This is a genomic window from Actinomadura sp. NBRC 104412 (assembly GCF_030269515.1).
Lineage (GTDB): Bacteria > Actinomycetota > Actinomycetes > Streptosporangiales > Streptosporangiaceae > Spirillospora.
In genome coordinates this window covers 115,806-133,614 of record NZ_BSTM01000021.1, presented here as the reverse complement: position 1 = coordinate 133,614, position 17,809 = coordinate 115,806, and the positions used below count along the sequence as shown (strand labels likewise).

Genomic DNA, 17,809 nt, shown 5'->3' with positions numbered 1-17,809 from the left:
GCAGCAACGACTCGATCCGCGCCCACGCGGCATCGGTCAGCTCATGACGACGCACCATACCGACCATCGCACCCCAACCCGGTGATCGACCTCAGCCAAATACCAAGATTCACCGGACACGCCCTAGGGCTCGAACTTGTAGCCGAGGCCGCGCACGGTGACGATGTAACGCGGCGTGGACGGGGTCGACTCGATCTTGGCGCGCAGCCGCTTGATGTGGACGTCCAAAGTCTTGGTGTCGCCCACGTAGTCGGCCCCCCAGACGCGGTCGATGAGCTGCATGCGGGTCAGCACCCGGCCCGCGTTGCGCAGCAGCACCTCCAGCAGCTCGAACTCCTTCAGGGGCAACTGCACGTTCTCGCCGCCGACGCTGACCACGTGCCGCTCGACGTCCATGCGGACCGGGCCGGCCTCCAGGACGGCGGGGGCCGGCTCCTCGGCCTCGCCCTGCCGGCGCAGCACGGCGCGCATCCGGGCGATCAGCTCGCGGGTGGAGAACGGCTTGGTCACGTAGTCGTCGGCGCCGAGCTCCAGGCCCACCACCTTGTCGACCTCGCTGTCCTTGGCGGTCAGCATGATCACGGGGACGTTGGAGCGAGCGCGCAGCTCCCGGCACACCTCGGTGCCCGGCAGGCCGGGCAGCATCAGGTCCAGGAGCACGAGGTCGGCACCGTTGCGCTCGAAAATGTCCAGCGCGTCGGGGCCGGTGGCCGCCACGGCCACCTCGAAGCCCTCCTTGCGCAGGTTGTACGACAGTGCGTCGCTGAACGACTCCTCGTCTTCCACGACGAGCACGCGGGTCACGGTGTTGCCTCCTGGGCGTTGTCGATCTCAGCGCCCCGGGCGGGGCCGTCTACGGTCGGAGGACGGGTCATCGCAATTGCCTGGTCATCGCGCCGGTCCTTCGCAGTGTGCAGCATCTCGGGGGTCTCAGGCGGTATTTCGAGCTCGGGACGAGGGGGTTGTGCGGCGGAGGTCTCAGGAAGGTGGCGGGGCAGGTGAGGCGGTGGACGCGTCGGCCTGGGCCGACCGCCCGACGGGCTTGAGCAGCGGCAGGCGGAGGGTGAAGGTCGATCCGGACCCCTCCTTGCTCCAGACCTTCACGTCGCCGCCGTGTTTGGTGGTGACGTGCTTGACGATGGCCAGGCCGAGGCCGGTGCCCCCGGTCTGCCGGGAGCGGGCCGGATCGACCCGGTAGAAGCGCTCGAAGATCCGTTCCAGGTCGCCGCCGGGGATGCCGATGCCCTGGTCGGTCACGTTGATCTCGACCCGGGTGTCGTCGCAGCGCCGGGTGGTGACGACCACCCGGGTGTTCTCGGGGCTGTAGGCCACGGCGTTGTCGATCAGGTTGCGCAGCGCGGTGATCAGCAGTTCCTCGTCGCCGCGGACCCGCTCGTCCGGCTTGCCGCCGCCGGTCACCTCGATGTTCTTGGCGGCGGCCTTGATCTGCGTACGGTCGATGGCCTCGTCGATGATCGCGTCCAGCGCGACCGGGCGCAGCTCGGGCAGCGGCTCGTCCCCCTGGATCCGCGACAGCGTCATCAGGTCCTGGACGAGGTTGGTCAGCCGCACCGACTCGTACTGCATGCGACCGGCGAAGCGGCGCACCGCCTCGGGGTCGTCGGCGGCGCCCTCCACGGTCTCGGCCAGCAGCGACAGCGCGCCGACCGGGGTCTTGAGCTCGTGGCTGACGTTGGCCACGAAGTCCCGCCTGATCGCCTCGACCCTGCGCATCTCGGTCAGGTCCTCGGCCAGTACCAGCACCAGGCCGTGCGAGCCGAGCGGCGCCACCCGCACGGCGAACCAGCGGCCCTCGGCGCCCCGGCGGGGACGGCTTGGCCCGACCTGGATCTCGGCCTCCCGGATCTCGCCGTCGCGGCGGGACAGCCGGGCCATCGCCAGCAGCTCGTCCACGACCAGCCGGTCGCCGCTGACGATGCCGAACGCGCGGGCGGCCGAACTGGCGCGCAGCACCACGTCCTCGCCGTCCAGGACGACGGCGGAGGAGCGCAGCACGCTCAGGACCGACGCCACTCCGGGGGGCAGCGCGCCCTGCGTGGCCGCCGGCGCCGGGGCCCTCTGCGCTCGCTCGCTCACGCGCACCGCCAATCCGGTCGCGAGCCCGATCGCGAGCCCGGCAAGCCCGGCCAGACCTGCGATAATCTCGACCTCCACACCCTGGATCGTAAGTGGAGCCGACGCGTGACCGGCACGAAGGACCAGGTGACGCGGCCCCGTTTCCCGAAAGTTCACCTCTTTCTCCGGGACGGTTCATGCTGGTCGGACAGGGTGTGCGCTGGGCCGGTACGCCCGGCGCCTGGCGGACGCGCCCCCCGCGTACCCCCAGAGACCCTCGCCCCTTCGCACCCCGGGATCACAATTGCGCGACGCCTACCACGAGGAGCTCGACTCCCTCTCCGACAAGCTGGTCGACATGACCCGGCTGGTCCGATCCGCGATGGCCCGCGCGGTGGTCGCCCTGCTGGACGCCGATCTGCGGCTGTCGGAGGAGGTCATCAGCTCCGACGAGCAGGTCAACAAGATCGACCAGGAGATCGAGGAGACGGTCTACGACCTGATGGCCCGGCAGCAGCCGGTGGCCGGCGACCTGCGCACCCTGGTCACCTCGCTGCGGATGAGCCAGGACCTGGAGCGGATGGGCGACCTGGCGGTGCACATCGCCAAGACCGCCCGCCGCCGCCACCCCGAGTCGGCCGTCCCGCCGGAGCTCCAGGCCACGGTGCTGGAGATGGGCCAGATCGCGGAACGCATGATCGCCAAGGCGGGCAGCGTGATCGCGTCCAGGGACGTGGAGATGGGCCTGGAGCTGGACGCCGACGACGACGCGATGGACCGGCTGCACCGCAGGCTGTTCGACATCCTGCTGTCGCCGAAGTGGAAGCACGGCGTCGAGCCGGCGGTGGACATCACCCTGGCCGGCCGGTACTTCGAGCGGTTCGCCGACCACGCCGTCCAGGTCGGGGAGGACGTGGTCTACCTGGTGACAGGTCAGCGACCCGAAGAGATGATCGACCTGTCCTGAGCGGCGGGGTAATCTCGGGCGCGGACACCTGCAGGCGCGGGGCGGTCTTTCGCAGGAGCCGTCCCGCGCCTCCAGGCAGGCCCGCTACTTCTTCTTGCGGCGGCCCTTGCCGCCCTTGTCCTTCCCGGCCTTGGGGTCGGCGGCGGGCGCGGGCGCGGCCGGTGCGGGCGCGGCGCCCTGGTTCTTGACGGCCTCGATGGCGGCCTTGGCGGCGGCCGGGTCGAGGTACTCGCCGCCGCGCTTGAGCGGGGCGAAGTCGTCGTCCAGCTCGTACACCAGCGGGATCCCGGTCGGGATGTTGAGCCCGACGATGTCCTCGTCGGAGATGTCGTCCAGATGCTTGACCAGGCCGCGCAGCGAGTTGCCGTGCGCGGCGACCAGCACGGTGCGCCCGGCGGCGAGGTCGGGGACGATCGAGTCGTACCAGTACGGCAGCATCCGGTCCACGACGTCGGCCAGGCACTCGGTGCGCGGGATCAGCTCCGACGGCAGCGACGCGTAGCGCAGGTCGTTGACCTGCGACAGCGGGTCGTCGTCCTTGATCGGCGGGGGCGGGGTGTCGTAGGAGCGGCGCCAGATCATGAACTGCTTGTCGCCGAACTCCTCCCGCGTCTGCGCCTTGTTCTTGCCCTGGAGCGCGCCGTAGTGCCGCTCGTTGAGACGCCACGAGCGGCGCACCGGGATCCACAGCAGATCCGCGACGTCCAGAGCGATGTTGGCCGTGCGGATGGCGCGCTTCAGCACCGAGGTGTGCACCACGTCGGGCGTGATGTCGGCGTCGAGCAGCAGGTCGCCGCCCTTGGTCGCCTCGCTCTCGCCCTTGGTGGACAGGTCGACGTCCACCCAGCCGGTGAACAGCCCTTCGGCGTTCCAGACGCTTTCGCCATGCCGGAGCAATACCAGGGTCGCCATGCCGGAAAGCCTATCGGTCGGGTCAGGACGGGGCGCCGTCGGCCGGGTCGCGATTGGCGGGGTCGGCGAAGGACGCGAACGCCCGCAGGTTGGCCAGGCTCTCGCCCCGCTTGACCCGCCAGTCCCACTCGCGCTGGATGGACGACTTGAAGCCGCGTTCGAGCGCCTTGTCGAAGTTCTCGTCGGAGTAGGTCAGCACGCAGCCGAGCAGCCGGTCGATCTCGTCCGGGGTGATGGAGGCCAGCGGCAGCCGGCCGACGAGATGGACGTCGCCGACCTCGTCGAGCGCGAAGCTCACCCCGTACATCCGGCCGTTGCGCTCCAGCAGGAAGCGGTAGAAGTCGGCGTGGTTCTCGTCGGGCCTGCGGCAGAAGAACGCCTCCACGTGCAGGCTGTGGTCGCCGACGATCAGCCAGGTCATGGTGGCGAGCTTGTGCTGTCCGGGCAGCTTGACGAAGAACGCCCCGGGCCGCGGTCGCTGGTACTCCAGCTCCGACGCCCGCAACGTCTCCTCGATCACCGCGATGGGATCGCCAGTCACGCTGCCTCCCTGTGGGGGATAACCCCTTCGCTGCGCTCAATCACACCGTCTCCTTGTGGGGGACAACCCCCACACCCCCGACAAAAGCCAACACCGTTCCTTCGCTGCGCTCAATCACACCGTCTCCTTGTGGGGGACAACCCCCACACCCCCGACAAAAGCCAACACCGTTCCTTCGCTGCGCTCAGTCACACCGTCTCCTTGTGGGGGACAACCCCCACACCCCCGAGAAATGCGAACATCGTTCCTTCGCTGCGCTCAGTCACACCGTCTCCTTGTGGGGGACAACCCCCACACCCCCGAGAAATGCGAACATCGTTCCTTCGCTGCGCTCAGTCACGCTGTTACCTCCGCAGCCGCCCGCCACGTCGGCCGGACGAGATGGGACAGGGCTCCGGTATATACCTCTAGCAGCTTGTCCACGGTGGCGTCCCAGCCGAAGCCGCTCGCGTGGCGGACGGCGTTGCGGGCGAGGCGGGCGCGCAGGCGGGGCTCGGAGAGGAGGCGGCGCAGGACGGCGGCGTAGTCGTCCGGGTCGTGGCCGCGCACCAGGATGCCGGACTCGCCGTCCCGCACGGCGGTGCGCAGGCCGCCGACGGCGGACGCGACGACCGGCGTGCCGCACGCCTGGGACTCGATCGCGACCAGCCCGAACGACTCGCTGTGCGAGGGGACGACGGTGACGTCGGCGGCGCGGTACCAGTCGGCCAGCTCGCCCTGCGGGGCGGGCGGCTCGAACCGGACGCTGCCGGTGAGGTTCAGCTCGGCGGCGAGCGACTGGAGCCCTTCGGGACGGCACCGGGCGCTGCCGCTGGGACCGCCGACGACCGCGACGACCAGCCGTCCGCGCAGCCCGGGGTCGTCGGCGAGCAGCCGGGCGGCCGCCCGCAGCAGCACGTCGGGGGCCTTCAGCGGCTGGATGCGCCCGACGAACAGCAGCACGTGGGCGTCGTCGGGCAGGCCGAGGCGCCGCCGGGCGGTGGTGCCGGCGCCGGGCGGGGTCAGCGGGGGCTCCGGCTGGAAGAGGGAGAGGTCGACGCCGGGCTCGACGGTGGCGACCCGGGCCGGGTCGGCGCCGTACAGCTCGATCAGCTCGCGGGCCTCCTCGGCGGTGTTGGCCACGAGCTGGTCGGACGCGGCGACGGCCAGCTCCTCGCCGATCACCCGTTCCTGGGGCTCGGGGGTGTCGCCCTCGGCCAGCGCCGCGTTCTTGACCTTGGCCATGGTGTGCATGGAGTGGACGAGCGGCACGCCCCAGCGGAACTTGGCGGCCTGCCCGGCCTGGCCGGACAGCCAGTAGTGCGTGTGGATGAGATCGTAGTGCCCGGGGTCGTGGTACGCCTCCGCGCGCAGCACCTCGGAGGTGAAGCCGCACATGTGGCGCGGCAGCTCGGTCTTCTCCAGCTCCTCGAACGGGCCGGCGACCACGTTGCGGACCAGCACGCCGGGGGCCAGCTCCGTCACGGGGGGCAGGGCCCGCGAGGTCGCCCGGGTGAAGATGTCCACCTGGACGTTCCTGGCGGCGAGCCGCCTGGCCACTTCGACGATGTAGACGTTCATCCCGCCCGCGTCGCCGGTCCCCGGCTGATCGAGGGGGGACGTGTGGACGCTGATCGTCGCGACGCGGTTGATCCGACGCGGCACCGCACACCACCTCCAGTGGGGAAACCTACCGATCTCCCCGCGTGTTCCCCCATGCCGGACCCTCGCTGGCGTAGCTCAACCTCACCTGGAAGTCTGGGGTCCATGCGCAAGACGGCAGTGGTGACGGGAGCAAGCAGCGGGATCGGCGCGGCCACCGCCAGGAGGCTGGCCGCGGAGGGCTTCAACGTGGTGCTGGCCGCCCGGCGGCGGGAACGGCTGGACGCCCTCGCCAAGGAGATCGCCGAGGAGGTGCCGGGCGCGGGCCGGGCGGCCGCGGTCACCCTGGACGTGACCGACCAGTCGTCCGTGGACGCGCTGGCGGCGGGCCTGGCCGAGTGCCATGTCCTGGTGAACAACGCCGGTGGCGCGATCGGCCTCGAACCGGTGGCCGAGGCGGACCCGGCGGACTGGCAGGCGATGTACGACACCAACGTGCTGGGGCTGCTGAGGGTGACCAAGGCGCTGCTGCCCAAGCTGATCGGGAGCGGCGACGGCCATGTCGTCAACATCACGTCGCTGGCCTCGCACAACCCGTACGAGGGCGGCGCCGGGTACAACGCGGCCAAGATGGCGGCGTACGCGGTGAACGAGGTGATGCGGCTGGAACTGGTCGCGGAGCCGGTGCGGATCACCGAGATCGCGCCGGGGCTGGTGAAGACGGACGAGTTCTCGCTGGTGCGCTTCCGCGGCGACGCGGAGCGGGCGAAGAAGCCGTACGAGGGCGTCCGGGAGCCGCTGGTGGCCGAGGACGTGGCCGACTGCGTGGCCTGGGTGGTGACCCGGCCCTCGCATGTCAACATCGACCGCATCGACGTCCAGCCGCGCGTCCAGGCCACCGCCACCAAGATTCACCGCGAGCCCTGAGCCGCGCCAGAGAACCGTGTGCCGCCGCCCTGCCGGGGATCGGCGGGCGGTGGCCCGGGACAAAGGATCGTTGGACCGTTCCCGGGGTATGCGTCCAGATGGCATGACCGAATCCCGGGACGGAGCGGGAGATGACCCAGCGGACCTTCGTGCTGCCCTACGACGGCGCAGGGGCGGCCGATCCCGCCGTGGCCGGCCACAAGGGCGCGGCGGTCGCGCGGCTGGCGGCGGCCGGGCTGCCGGTCCCGGCGGGTTTCCAGGTGACCGCCGAGGCGTACCGGGCGTTCGTCGACGACAACGGGCTGCTCGAACCCATCCTGGCGCTGGCGGCACGGGTCGATCCCGATCTTCCGGCCACGGCGGAAAGCGCCGCGCGGCAGATCGCCGAGCTGATGGAGCGGTGCGACCTGCCGATGGAGGTGGCGGGCCCGGTCCGCTGGGGGTACGCGCGTCTGGGCGCCCAGGACGATCCGGTGGCGGTGCGTTCGTCGGCGACGGCCATGGACGGATGGCCGCCACTCGTGGGATGGCACGAGACCGTCCTCAACGTGCGCGGGGAGGCGGCGCTCTTGGACGCGATCCGCCGGTGCTGGGCGTCGCTGTGGTCGGCGCCCGCCATCGAGCACCGCGTCCGCAACGGCATCGACCACGCCGAGGCCACGCTGGCGGTGCTCGTCCAATGCCTGGTGTCCGCGGAGGCGTCCGGCACCATGGTCACCACCACGGCGAGCCCCGGCCGGATCCTGCTGAACGCGGCGTGGGGCCTGGGGGAGCCCGTCATCACGGGACGGGTCACACCGGACGCCCTCGTTCTGGAGAAGGGCACCGGGACCGTCCTGGAACGGCGGACCGCCGACAAGGCGACGATGACCATCCCGCGCAGGACGCCGGGCGAGGGCGGCACGCAGGAGGAGCCCGTGCCGGACCGGTGGCGGACCCTGCCCGTCCTCGGCGACGACCAGGCGGCGGCGCTGGCGCGGCTGGGCGAACGGATCGAGGCGCTGTACGGGCGGCCGCTGATGATCGAGTGGGCCCTGCACGACGGCAACCCGTTCGTCCTCCAGGTGCGTCCCCTGGAGGACGACGGCGGGCAGGAGGACACCGAGGAGTGGAACGACAGCCTGTCCGGTGACTACCTGTGGACGAGCGCCAACATGGGCGAGGCCGTCCCGGACGTGATGACGCCCTGCACCTGGTCATTGGTGCAGATGTACATGCACGAGACGATGCCGGCGTCCACGGTCCCAGGGTTCCCGGAAGTCCGCGCGTACGGCAACATCGGCGGCCGCCTCTACATGAACCTGAGCGTGGCCAACGCCTTCGCCCGCGTGCTCGGAACGGGGAAACGGGCGGGCAGGGCGGGCCTCGAACAGGTCTTCGGCAGGGTGCCGCCCGAGGTGAGGATCCCGCCGCTGCCGGTGTCGAAGGCGGAGGTCGCCCGGTGGCTGCTGCCGGTCGCCGCCAAGGCCAGGCTGAAGGCCCGCGCGGACGGCAGGCGGCTGCCCGACTTCCTGGCGTCCTCGCCGGGACGGTGCGAGGCGCTGCGCGACCGGATCCAGGCGGAGACCGATCCGGGCGCGCTGCTGCACCTGTGGGGGCGGGCGCTGCTGCCGTTCTTCCGCGAGGCGTGCCACATGCTGGGCGCCGCCCGCCGCCGGCGCGCACCCTCCCTGATCATGCTGCGGCGCGAGCTGGCCCGGCTGGCGGGCGAGGCGGACGCCGACGCGATGCTCACCGGCCTCGGGAGGCCGGGCGGCCCCGTGCCGGCGGGTCTCGGCCCGGTCATCGGGCTGGCCGAGCTGGCCCGCGGCGAGATCGACAGGGCGACCTACCTGCGGGAATGGGGGCATCGCGGCGCGCACGAGTTCGAGATCTCCGCGCCCCGCCCGGCCGAGGAGCCGGAGGGCGTGCACTTCCCCGAGAACTCGGCGTCCGGCCATGACGCGGTGGAACTGGTGGGACGGCAGCGGGAGGCGGGCCGCGCGGCCTGGCGGCGGTTCCGCGCACGCCATCCGGGGAGGGTGGCGAGCGTGCGGCGCCGTGTCGGGCGCTGGGCGCGGGCGGCCTACGAGCGCGACGCGGCCCGCTCGGAGGTCATGCGCGTGTACGCGGTGATCAGGGCGTTCGTGCTGCGGGCCGGTGAGCTCACCGGCCGCCGCGACGACCTGTTCTACCTGACCATCGACGAGATCCTGGCCGTGCTGGACGGGGACGCCCGCCCGTTGGAGAGGGTCGCGGTCCGGCGGCGCACCTACGATCGCTACCGCGCGCTCGCCCCGTACCCGGTGCTGATCAGGGGGCCGTTCGAGCCGGTCGCCTGGGCCGGCGCCCGGATGCGCCGCACCGATCTCTTCGACGCGACCGATCCGCTGGCCGGATACGGGACGCGGGAACCCGAGGACGCCTCGATCAGCGGCTTCCCCGGGGTGGCCGCGGTCGTGGAGGGGACGGTCCGGGTCCTCGACGCCCCCGAGCACGGCGGGGAGCTGCGGCCCGGCGAGGTGCTGGTCACGTCGGCGGCGAACATCGGGTGGACGCCGCTGTTCCCGGTCGCGGCGGCGGTCGTCACCGATGCCGGCGCGCCCCTGTCACCGGCCGCGATCGTGGCCCGTGAGCTGGCCGTCCCGGCGGTCGTGGGCTGCGGCAACGCCACGATGCGGCTGCGTACCGGCGACCGTGTCCGGGTGGACGCGGGACGCGGCACCGTCCGGCTCCTCACCGCGTCCGGTCAGGACGAAGACGTCGGCTCCGGCCCGGAGGATCTTCGGGAGCCACAGCCGACCAGGGAAGGGTGACCTCGCCCAGCCGCCACCGGCCGCGCCCGCCGTACGGGGGACGCGCGTAGACGGGATGCGACCGGGCCAGTAACGACACCGCCTCGATCCAGCGGGCGCGCGGCCCGAACGCCGAATAGGGCGCGGCGGTCGCCCAGCAGCGGTCGAAGTCGGTGAGGAGCGCGTGGACCCGTTCGCCCGGCACGTTGCGGTGGATCAGCGTCTTCGGCAGACGTTCGGCGAGGTCGGAGGGTCGTTCCAAGGTGGCGAGATGCGCGGCGAAGGTGATGGTCCGCGGTCGCGCGCTCCCGGCGCCGTCCCCGCCCAGGCCGACCCAGACGGCGCGGCGGCCGATCTCGTCGCACGTCCCCTCGATGAGGACGCCGCCGGGGGCGAGCCGCGCGCACAGGTCGTCCCAGGCCCGCCAGGCCGCGGGCTCCTCGTACTGGCGCAGCACGTTGAAGGCGCGCACCAGGTCGGGCGGCCGGTCCACGGGGAGCTCGAAGCCGCCGTGCCGGAACGACAGCCCCTCGTAGGCGCCGCCCGCGACCACCGCCCGGCCCGCCGCGACCCGGTCCGGGTCGATCTCGATGCCGGTGACCTCCAGGCGGGGGGCGACGGCGCGCAGGCGCCGGTAGAACTCGACCGTGGTCACCGGGGACGCCCCGTACCCGAGGTCGACCGCCAGCGGGACCGGCCCGGCGCGGAGGCTGCCGCCCTGCGTGGCCGCGATCCAGCGGTCGACGCGGCGCAGCCGGTTGGGCGCGGTCGTCCCCCGCGTCGCCTCTCCCTGAGGCCCGTTCCTCTGAGGCCCGTTCCCCTGAGGCGTGTGCCTCTGAGGCGTGTGCCTCTGAGGCGTGTGCCTCTGAGGCGTGTGTGCCCTCGCCACCGCAGCGCCGCCTCCCGTCCGCCAGAAGACGGTAGCCGATCGCTGACATTTGCGACACAACACGACATCCTGGTCTGATGCCCGAGCTGAGCAGCCTGCTGACCGACCTGGCGGACGAGGGCGAGGCGCTGGACGCGCTGGTCGCCCCGCTGTCCGACCTGACCGTCCTGACCCCGGCCGAGGGCTGGACGATCGCCCACCAGATCTCCCACCTCGCCTGGACGGACCGGCAGGCGCTCCTGGCCGCCACCGACCCGTCCGGGTTCGAGAAGGCGCTGGCCAAGGCGATCGAGGACCCCGACGGCCAGGTGGAGGCGGGGGCCGCCGAGGGAACCGGCGAGCCGCCCGCCGCGCTGCTGGAGCGCTGGCGCGCGGGACGGCGCGCGATGATCGACGCCCTGGCCGCGGTGCCCGAGGGGACGCGCCTTCCCTGGTTCGGGCCGCCGATGAAGCCCGCGTCCATGGCCACCGCGCGCCTCATGGAGACCTGGGCGCACGGCCAGGACGTGGCGGACGCGCTGGGCGCCGTACGCGAACCGACCGCCCGCCTGCGCCACGTCGCCCACATCGGCGTGCGGACCCGCGATTTCTCCTACCGGATCCGTGGCCTGGAGCCGCCGTCCGAGGAGTTCCGAGTCGTCCTCACCGCTCCGGACGGCGGGACGTGGGCATGGGGTTCCGAGGACGCGGCGCAGTCGGTGTCCGGGCCCGCGCTGGACTTCTGCCTGCTCGTCACGCAGCGCCGCAACCGTGCCGACCTGGCCCTCACCGCCACCGGGCCCGACGCGGAACGATGGCTCGACCTGGCCCAGGCGTTCGCCGGCCCGCCCGGCCCGGGCCGTCCGCCCGCGGGTGGACGATCCTGAGCGTCGCTCCAACGCCCGGTTTGGAATGGGTTGGCACGGACATGTCCCCGATATGACCATGCTCATCGCCTTCGACGGCTCCGAAGACGCGCGGGCGGCCATCGCCTACGCCGGGGCCCGGATCCGTCCCGAACCCGCCGTGGTGCTCACGGTCTGGGAGCCGCTGCTGACGCAGACGGCCTGGCCGCCCACGGCCGAGCCGATGCCGCTCCCGGGCGAGACATGGGCCGAGGAGCGGGAGGCCGAACGGATCGCCGGAGAGGGCGCCAGGCTGGCCCTGGACGCGGGCCTACCCGACGCCCGGCCGCGCGCCGAGCGCGGCGCCGGACCGGTCTGGGCGACGATCGTGGACGTCGCGCGTGAGCTGGACGCCACGTTGATCGTGACCGGATCGCGCGGCCTGTCGGGCGTGAAGTCGGTGCTGCTGGGCAGCGTCTCCGACCGCGTCCTGCACCACGCGGACCGGCCCGTGCTGATCGTCCCGCCTCCCTCGGCCGGCTAGCGCTCCAGCGCCTTCTCGAACGCCGCGAAGACGTCCGGTGTGAACAGCACGAACCGCGCATCCTCGACCTTGGTCTGGGCGGCCCGCACGGCGCCCACCGCGATCCGCGCCGCGTCGTCCAGCGGCCAGCCGTAGACGCCGGCCGAGACCGCGGGAAAGGCGATCGTCTCGACCCCGAGCTCGTCGGCCACCCGCAGCGACTCCCGGTAGCAGGAGGCGAGCTGGTCCGAACGGTCCTCCGAGGCGGAGTAGACCGGGCCGACGGTGTGGATCACCCATCGGGCGGGCAGCCGTCCCGCCGTGGTCGCCACCGCCTGCCCTGTGGGCAGGCCGCCGCCGTAATGGGACGCGCGCAGCCTGCGGCACTCCTCCAGGATCTCCGGACCGCCCTTGCGGTGGATGGCACCGTCCACCCCGCCCCCGCCGAGCAGCGAGGAGTTCGCGGCGTTGACGATCGCGTCCACGTGCTGCTCGGTGATGTCCCCTTGGACCAGACTGATCCGCATAGCCCGTCTCCTGTCACCCGAACGGCTGAGTGCGTGGCATGCGCCGCCCTCATCCCGACTGTGTTGCTCTCGTCACATCCTGCACGAGCGAACAGCGGTACGCTCATGCGTGGTCGGCGGCTCCGTTCGTTGACGGCTCGGGGATTCGGACCACGGTCGGTGGTCCTGGGGGGACGCACGTTCGGGGTCCGATTCACTGGTCCGGCTATGACCTGCGGCGTGAGTCTGCCTAAGCTGCCGTCGGGACGACCGCAGTCGGGTGTTGATGCGTGGAGGTACCCCCCTTGAAGATTCTCGTCGCCGGGGCGACCGGCGTTGTGGGACGCAGGCTGGTGCCGTTGCTGGTGCGCGCGGGTCACGAGGTCGCAGGGACCACCCGCCGCCCGGAGCGCGCCAAGGCCCTTGCCGACCAGAAGGCCAAGCCCGTCATCGTCGACATGCTGGACGAGGCGGCGGTGCGCGAGGCGGTGACGGGTGAGCGACCGGACGCGATCATCCACCAGCTGACCGACCTGTCCGACGAGGACTTCACGGCCAACTCCCGCCTGCGCATCACCGGGACGCGCAACCTGGTGGACGCGGCGCGCGAGGTGGGCACCGAGCTGATGATCGCGCAGAGCATCGCCTGGCTGTACGAGCCGGGCGAGGAGCCCGCCGTGGAGAGCGACCCGCTGGACCCGAAGCTGCCCCCGTACGAGGGGATCATCGCTCTGGAGGAGGCCGTCGCCGAGATGCCGCGCGGCGTGGTGCTGCGTTATGGAGCGCTGTACGGCCCCGGTACCTGGTACGCCCCGGACGGGGCGATCGCCCAGCGCGTGCGCGCGGGCAGCCTGCGGCCCTCCTCGTCGTGGACCTCGTTCGTGCATGTCGACGACGCGGCCTCCGCGGCGCTGGCCGCGCTGGACTGGCCGTCGGGCCCGGTCAACATCGTCGACGACGAGCCCGCCACCACCGCTGACTGGCTTCCGGTCTACAGCGCCGCGCTGGGCGCTCCCACTCCGGGCGAGGCCGGCCGGCACGCGGCCGCGACGGGACGCCCGGTGTCCAACGCGAAGGCGCTCGGCCTGGGCTGGAAGCCGCAGGTGCCGTCCTGGCGCACCGGTTTCGCCGACATGCACCGTTCCGATCACGCCGGCGGCCGCGGCCGGTCGTCCAGGTCCTGAACGCCCCGTACAAGAACGCTCAGGAGAACTGGAACGATCTCTTGGCGAGGCCGTACCAGTAGCCGTCGATGACGGCCCTCCGCTCGCCGTCGCCGCCCGCGTCGGCGGCGCCGAGCGCGACGAACAGCGGGGCGAAGTGCTCGGTGCGCGGGTGCGCGATCTGGGCGGCGGGCGCCTTGGCTTGGAAGTCCAGCAGCGCGTCCACGTCCCCGTCCCGGACGGCGCGGTCGGTCCACTCGTCGAACTCGGCCGACCAGGCGGGCGGTGGCGCGTCGGTTCCGGGACGCATCTCCCGCAGGTTGTGCGTGGTGAACCCGGAGCCGATGATCAGCACGCCGCGGTCGCGCAGCGGCGCCAGTCGGCGGCCCAGCTCGAAGAGCCGTTCGGGCTCCAGCGTCGGCATCGACAGTTGCAGGACGGGGACGTCCGCCTCGGGGTACATCTCGACCAGCGGGACGTACGCGCCGTGGTCCAGGCCCCGGTCCTGGTCCTGGCGCACGTCCGGGACGAGTTTGCGGACGTCCTCGGCCAGGCCGGGAGCGACGGGGGCGTCGTAGCGGACCTCGTAGTAGCGGCGCTCGAAGCCCCAGAAGTCGTACACGAGCGGCACCGGACGGGTGGCGGAGACGCTGATCGGCGCCTCCTCCCAGTGCGCGGACACCATGAGGATCGACGTGGGCCTGGGCAGTCCGGCCGACCAGCGTGCGAGCTGTCCGGCCCACACGGCGTCGTCGGCAAGGGGCGGGGCGCCATGGCTGAGGTAGAGCACGGGCATGCGCGACACGCCTCCCAGATTAGTTGATAGTTCAAACAATGCCCACGCCCCTTGACCGGTGCCCGCCCTGCCCTAGTATGAACATACGTTCATGAACATTCGTTCATAATGGAGGGCCCCATGAGGATCGTGAACGAGAGCCAGGCCGAGGCGTGGAACGGCTACGAGGGCCGGCACTGGGCCGAGCACCACGAGCGGTACGACGCCGTCAACGCCGGGTTCAACCCGTTCATCCTGGACGCGGCGCGGATCGGCAAGGAGGACCGGGTGCTCGACCTCGGCTGCGGCAACGGTCAGTTGACACGGGTCGCCGCACGGCGGGCACGGTCGGCGACGGGCATCGACCTGTCCGCGCCGATGCTCGCCCGCGCCCGGGAGCGCGCCGCGGCCGAGGGCGTGGAGAACGTGTCGTTCGAGCAGGGCGACGCGCAGGTCCACCCGTTCCCCGCCGGCGGGTTCGAGGTGGCGGTCAGCCGCTTCGGGATCATGTTCTTCGCGGATCCGGTGGCGGCGTTCCGCAACGTCCGGCGGGCGCTGGCCGCGGACGGACGGCTGGCCTTCGTCTGCATGACCTCGCTGAAGGACACCGATCTCGGAACGCTCTTCGCGGCGATGAGCGAGTTCCTGCCGCCGCCGACCGGCCCGGACGGCCACGGCCCGCTCTCCTTCTCCGACCCCGGGCACATCCGGGAGGTGCTGGAGTCCGCCGGGTTCCGGGACGTGACGTCCACCCGCGTCGAGGCCGACCAGCGTTGGGGCCGGGACGCCCAGGATGCGACCGCCTTCCTCGCCGGCTGGGGTCCGGTCCAGTACAACCTGGGCCTCATCGAACCGGCCGCCGCGGAGAAGGCGCGCGAGGCTCTGGGACGGGCGGTGGAGCGGTTCGAGCGTCCCGAAGGCGTCGTGACCAAGGGAACCGGCTGGCTGGTGACCGCTCGCCGGTAGGCGGCGCTGCGTACGATTCGTGTTCATGTCACCGAGACGAGCCGCGGCACTGCGGGACGGGACGGGACGGACGCTGCGCGAGCACCTGATCGCCACCGCCGAGCGCATGATCGCCCAGGGCGGGACGGCGGGTCTCACCGTGCGGGCGATCGCGCGGGAGGCGGGCGTCGCCGACGGGGTGCTCTACAACCACTTCGCCGACAAGGAGGAACTGCTGGGCCTCGCGCTGCGAGCCCACGTCCGGTCGGTCGAGGCGGGATTGCACCCGCTGCCCGAGCCCGGCACCGGCACTCTCGAAGAGAACCTGCGCGCGTACATCACCTACGGTCTCGCGCTGCACCGGGGAATCCTGCCCGCGATGGCGGGGATGGTGGGACGGCCGGAGGTGATGGCCGGGTTCGCCGCCTCGGGCGTCCCTGGCGAGGACTGGCGCGACCGGCTGCTCGGCTACCTGCGCGCCGAGCGCGAGCTGGGCAGGCTCGCGCCCGGCGCCCGGGTCGAGGCCGCCGCCACGATGATCGTCGGCGTGTGCCACGAGGCGGTGCTGACGATGCTCTTCACGCCTCCGGGCCAGGCCCCCGCCGCTCCGGAGCCGGACGTGGACGCCTTGGTCGAGGTGCTGCTCGACGGGATCAAGGGCTGACCGTCCCCATCGCCTCGCGCACCTGCGCGAGGGTACGGTCGGCGACGGCGTTGGCGCGCTCGTTCCCCCGCTTGAGCACCTCGCGCAGCAGGTCGCGGCCGAGCTCGGAGCGGCGCGCCCGGATGGGCCGCAGGAACTCGTTCACCGACTCGGTCACCACCTTCTTCAGCGCGGCGGCACCGCCGTCGCCGACCTCCTCCGCGATCGCGCGCGGGTCACGGTCCTGGCAGAGCGCGGCGATCCGCACCAGGTTGGACACCTCGGGACGGGTCTCCGGCTCGTAGGTGATGCGCCGGTCGGCGTCGGTCCTGGCACGCCTGATCAGCCTGGCGGTCTCGTCCGGACCGGCGGAGAGCGGGACGGCGTTGCCCCGGCTCTTGCTCATCTTCTGGCGCCCGTCCAGGCCGAGCAGGACGGGGGTGTCCGACAGCAGCGCCTCGGGGAGCGACAGAACCGGCCCGTACCGCTCGTTGAAGCGGCGGGCGATGGTCCGGGTGATCTCCAGGTGCGGTAGCTGGTCCTTGCCCACGGGGACCAGGTCGGCCCTGCAGAACAGGATGTCGGCCGCCTGGTGCACGGGATAGGTGAACATCAGGCCGCTGACCGCGGCCTGCCGGGAGGCGGCGATCTCCTCCTTGACCGTGGGGTTGCGGGCCAGCTCGGCGACCGACACCAGGGCCAGGAACGGCAGCATGAGCTGGTTCAGCGCCGGCACCGCCGAGTGCTGGAAGATCGTGACCCGGCCGGGGTCGATGCCGACGGCCAGGTAGTCGGCGACCAGGCCCTCGGTGTACTCGGTCAGGCGCTCGGCGACGTCCCGGTCGGTGAGCACCTGGTAGTCGGCGATCAGCACGAACAGGTCGGCGCCCTCGCGCTGGAGGCGGACGCGGTTGGCCAGCGAGCCGAAGTAGTGGCCCAGGTGCAGGGGCCCGGTCGGGCGGTCGCCGGTCAGGACGGTCGGGGGCATGGGCTCTCCTCGTGGTTTCGGAGGGCCGCCCGCCGGCGGCCGCCCGTCCCGAGGAAAGGCGAAGGGCCGTCCGGAGGGACGGCCCTGGAAGTCGCTTGCCGCGCGTGGTCGGATGGCCGTCCTAGGACGGCCACCAGCCGAGGCACGCGTGTCGCTGCATGACTTCAGGGTAACCGAGCCCGCGCCGCGCCAGATAGGGAAAGCGATGGATTATCTCTTACGGGACGAAGTTGTAGGCTGAGGACATGGCCACGACCACTTCCGCCGCCGCGCCCTCCCGCACCCAGCCGGACCTGTCGTTCCTGCTCGACCACACCAGCCGTGTCCTGCGTACCCGGATGACCGCGGCGCTGGCCGAGATCGGGCTCACCCCGCGCATGCACTGCGTGCTCGTGCACGCGCTGGAGAAGGAGCGCACCCAGATCCAGCTCGCCGAGATCGGCGACATGGACAAGACCACGATGGTCGTCACGGTGGACGCCCTGGAGAGGGCGGGGTACGCCGAGCGCCGCCCGTCCAGCACGGACCGCCGGGCGCGGATCATCGCGGTGACCGAGAGCGGCGCCGAGATCGCCGCCCGCAGCACGGAGATCGTCGACCGGGTGCACCGCGAGGTGTTGGACGCGCTGCCGGGCGACGAGGGCGAGGTGCTGGTGCGGGCGCTGAACCGCCTGGCCACCGGGCCGCTCGCGGAACCCGTCGAGTGCCCGCAGCCGGTGCGGAGGGCCCGCCAGCGCACCACCTGAGCGGGGCGATACCTGAGGCAAGTGAATCT

The 17,809-nt window shown here is 72.2% G+C and carries 18 protein-coding genes; 9 read left to right on the top strand and 9 right to left on the bottom strand.

Translation table 11 applies throughout. From position 1 onward, the window contains the following. Positions 1 to 123: 123 nt before the first annotated feature. Both QSK21_RS24550 and QSK21_RS24545 read right to left on the bottom strand, forming a co-directional pair. Complete coding sequence (locus QSK21_RS24550) at positions 124 to 795, bottom strand: winged helix-turn-helix domain-containing protein (protein ID WP_502871597.1); 672 nt, start codon at positions 793 to 795, stop codon at positions 124 to 126. 183 nt (positions 796 to 978) lie between these two features. After that, positions 979 to 2,175 (bottom strand): sensor histidine kinase, encoded by a 1,197-nt coding sequence (locus tag QSK21_RS24545; RefSeq protein ID WP_285699241.1) that lies wholly within the window; start codon positions 2,173 to 2,175, stop codon positions 979 to 981. A 205-nt stretch (positions 2,176 to 2,380) separates the two neighbouring features. Between QSK21_RS24545 and phoU the strand changes: the two genes are divergently transcribed. Further along, a complete protein-coding gene (gene phoU / locus QSK21_RS24540; RefSeq protein ID WP_285699239.1) occupies positions 2,381 to 3,043 on the top strand; it encodes a phosphate signaling complex protein PhoU in 663 nt (220 codons plus the stop codon). Between the two features lie 84 nt (positions 3,044 to 3,127). On the opposite strand, the gene QSK21_RS24535 is transcribed toward phoU, so the two are convergent. From QSK21_RS24535 to mshA, 3 genes are all read right to left on the bottom strand, one after another. Beyond that, a complete protein-coding gene (locus QSK21_RS24535) occupies positions 3,128 to 3,955 on the bottom strand; it encodes a phosphoglyceromutase (RefSeq protein WP_285699237.1) in 828 nt (275 codons plus the stop codon). Between the two features lie 22 nt (positions 3,956 to 3,977). Continuing rightward, positions 3,978 to 4,496, bottom strand: coding sequence for a type III secretion system chaperone family protein (locus tag QSK21_RS24530; protein ID WP_285699235.1), 519 nt, complete (start codon positions 4,494 to 4,496; stop codon positions 3,978 to 3,980). 336 nt (positions 4,497 to 4,832) lie between these two features. After that, entirely contained in the window at positions 4,833 to 6,140 is a 1,308-nt protein-coding gene (mshA, locus tag QSK21_RS24525) for a D-inositol-3-phosphate glycosyltransferase (protein ID WP_285699234.1), read from the bottom strand. A 102-nt stretch (positions 6,141 to 6,242) separates the two neighbouring features. Between mshA and QSK21_RS24520 the strand changes: the two genes are divergently transcribed. After that, a complete protein-coding gene (locus QSK21_RS24520) occupies positions 6,243 to 7,004 on the top strand; it encodes an SDR family NAD(P)-dependent oxidoreductase (RefSeq protein WP_285699233.1) in 762 nt (253 codons plus the stop codon). Positions 7,005 to 7,135: 131 nt separating this feature from the next. Continuing rightward, positions 7,136 to 9,799 (top strand): PEP/pyruvate-binding domain-containing protein, encoded by a 2,664-nt coding sequence (locus QSK21_RS24515; protein ID WP_285699232.1) that lies wholly within the window; start codon positions 7,136 to 7,138, stop codon positions 9,797 to 9,799. Here the strand turns inward: QSK21_RS24515 and QSK21_RS24510 are convergent. Continuing rightward, positions 9,720 to 10,433: a class I SAM-dependent methyltransferase gene (locus QSK21_RS24510; RefSeq protein ID WP_285699230.1), complete on the bottom strand. Its 714-nt coding sequence runs from the start codon at positions 10,431 to 10,433 to the stop codon at positions 9,720 to 9,722. The two genes, QSK21_RS24515 and QSK21_RS24510, sit on opposite strands and share 80 nt — an antisense overlap. 311 nt (positions 10,434 to 10,744) lie before the next feature. Between QSK21_RS24510 and QSK21_RS24505 the strand changes: the two genes are divergently transcribed. Beyond that, the gene (locus QSK21_RS24505) at positions 10,745 to 11,533 is read left to right on the top strand and encodes a TIGR03084 family metal-binding protein (protein ID WP_285699229.1); all 789 of its coding nucleotides are present in this window, start codon (positions 10,745 to 10,747) and stop codon (positions 11,531 to 11,533) included. A gap of 52 nt (positions 11,534 to 11,585) precedes the next feature. Then, positions 11,586 to 12,035: a universal stress protein gene (locus tag QSK21_RS24500; RefSeq protein ID WP_285699228.1), complete on the top strand. Its 450-nt coding sequence runs from the start codon at positions 11,586 to 11,588 to the stop codon at positions 12,033 to 12,035. Here QSK21_RS24500 and QSK21_RS24495 read toward each other — a convergent pair. Continuing rightward, the gene (locus QSK21_RS24495; RefSeq protein ID WP_285699227.1) at positions 12,032 to 12,541 is read right to left on the bottom strand and encodes an O-acetyl-ADP-ribose deacetylase; all 510 of its coding nucleotides are present in this window, start codon (positions 12,539 to 12,541) and stop codon (positions 12,032 to 12,034) included. The genes QSK21_RS24500 and QSK21_RS24495 overlap by 4 nt on opposite strands. Positions 12,542 to 12,825: 284 nt before the next feature. Here QSK21_RS24495 and QSK21_RS24490 point away from each other — a divergent pair, with 284 nt between their 5' ends. Further along, positions 12,826 to 13,704 carry an NAD-dependent epimerase/dehydratase family protein gene (locus QSK21_RS24490; protein WP_285699226.1) on the top strand — a complete coding sequence of 293 codons (879 nt, stop codon included), beginning with the start codon at positions 12,826 to 12,828 and terminating at the stop codon, positions 13,702 to 13,704. Between the two features lie 19 nt (positions 13,705 to 13,723). Here the strand turns inward: QSK21_RS24490 and QSK21_RS24485 are convergent, their stop codons facing one another. Next, complete coding sequence (locus QSK21_RS24485; RefSeq protein WP_285699250.1) at positions 13,724 to 14,479, bottom strand: dioxygenase family protein; 756 nt, start codon at positions 14,477 to 14,479, stop codon at positions 13,724 to 13,726. A gap of 120 nt (positions 14,480 to 14,599) precedes the next feature. Here QSK21_RS24485 and QSK21_RS24480 point away from each other — a divergent pair, with 120 nt between their 5' ends. Next, positions 14,600 to 15,424 carry a class I SAM-dependent methyltransferase gene (locus tag QSK21_RS24480; RefSeq protein ID WP_285699225.1) on the top strand — a complete coding sequence of 275 codons (825 nt, stop codon included), beginning with the start codon at positions 14,600 to 14,602 and terminating at the stop codon, positions 15,422 to 15,424. Positions 15,425 to 15,449: 25 nt separating this feature from the next. After that, the gene (locus tag QSK21_RS24475) at positions 15,450 to 16,067 is read left to right on the top strand and encodes a TetR/AcrR family transcriptional regulator (RefSeq protein ID WP_285699224.1); all 618 of its coding nucleotides are present in this window, start codon (positions 15,450 to 15,452) and stop codon (positions 16,065 to 16,067) included. On the opposite strand, the gene trpS is transcribed toward QSK21_RS24475, so the two are convergent. After that, positions 16,057 to 17,034 carry a tryptophan--tRNA ligase gene (gene trpS / locus QSK21_RS24470; protein ID WP_285699223.1) on the bottom strand — a complete coding sequence of 326 codons (978 nt, stop codon included), beginning with the start codon at positions 17,032 to 17,034 and terminating at the stop codon, positions 16,057 to 16,059. The two genes, QSK21_RS24475 and trpS, sit on opposite strands and share 11 nt — an antisense overlap. Before the next feature lie 245 nt (positions 17,035 to 17,279). Here trpS and QSK21_RS24465 point away from each other — a divergent pair, with 245 nt between their 5' ends. Then, positions 17,280 to 17,780, top strand: coding sequence for a MarR family winged helix-turn-helix transcriptional regulator (locus QSK21_RS24465; protein WP_285699222.1), 501 nt, complete (start codon positions 17,280 to 17,282; stop codon positions 17,778 to 17,780). Positions 17,781 to 17,809: the final 29 nt, after the last annotated feature.

Bases quoted from the DNA above. Each gene is read 5' to 3' on its own strand.
- QSK21_RS24535 (WP_285699237.1), bottom strand. From the start codon at position 3,955: ATGGCGACCCTGGTATTGCTCCGGCATGGCGAAAGCGTCTGGAACGCC.
- QSK21_RS24520 (WP_285699233.1), top strand. From the start codon at position 6,243: ATGCGCAAGACGGCAGTGGTGACGGGAGCAAGCAGCGGGATCGGCGCG.
- QSK21_RS24515 (WP_285699232.1), top strand. From the start codon at position 7,136: ATGACCCAGCGGACCTTCGTGCTGCCCTACGACGGCGCAGGGGCGGCC.
- QSK21_RS24505 (WP_285699229.1), top strand. From the start codon at position 10,745: ATGCCCGAGCTGAGCAGCCTGCTGACCGACCTGGCGGACGAGGGCGAG.
- QSK21_RS24500 (WP_285699228.1), top strand. From the start codon at position 11,586: ATGACCATGCTCATCGCCTTCGACGGCTCCGAAGACGCGCGGGCGGCC.
- QSK21_RS24495 (WP_285699227.1), bottom strand. From the start codon at position 12,541: ATGCGGATCAGTCTGGTCCAAGGGGACATCACCGAGCAGCACGTGGAC.
- QSK21_RS24485 (WP_285699250.1), bottom strand. From the start codon at position 14,479: ATGCCCGTGCTCTACCTCAGCCATGGCGCCCCGCCCCTTGCCGACGAC.
- QSK21_RS24480 (WP_285699225.1), top strand. From the start codon at position 14,600: ATGAGGATCGTGAACGAGAGCCAGGCCGAGGCGTGGAACGGCTACGAG.
- QSK21_RS24475 (WP_285699224.1), top strand. From the start codon at position 15,450: ATGTCACCGAGACGAGCCGCGGCACTGCGGGACGGGACGGGACGGACG.
- trpS (WP_285699223.1), bottom strand. From the start codon at position 17,034: ATGCCCCCGACCGTCCTGACCGGCGACCGCCCGACCGGGCCCCTGCAC.
- QSK21_RS24465 (WP_285699222.1), top strand. From the start codon at position 17,280: ATGGCCACGACCACTTCCGCCGCCGCGCCCTCCCGCACCCAGCCGGAC.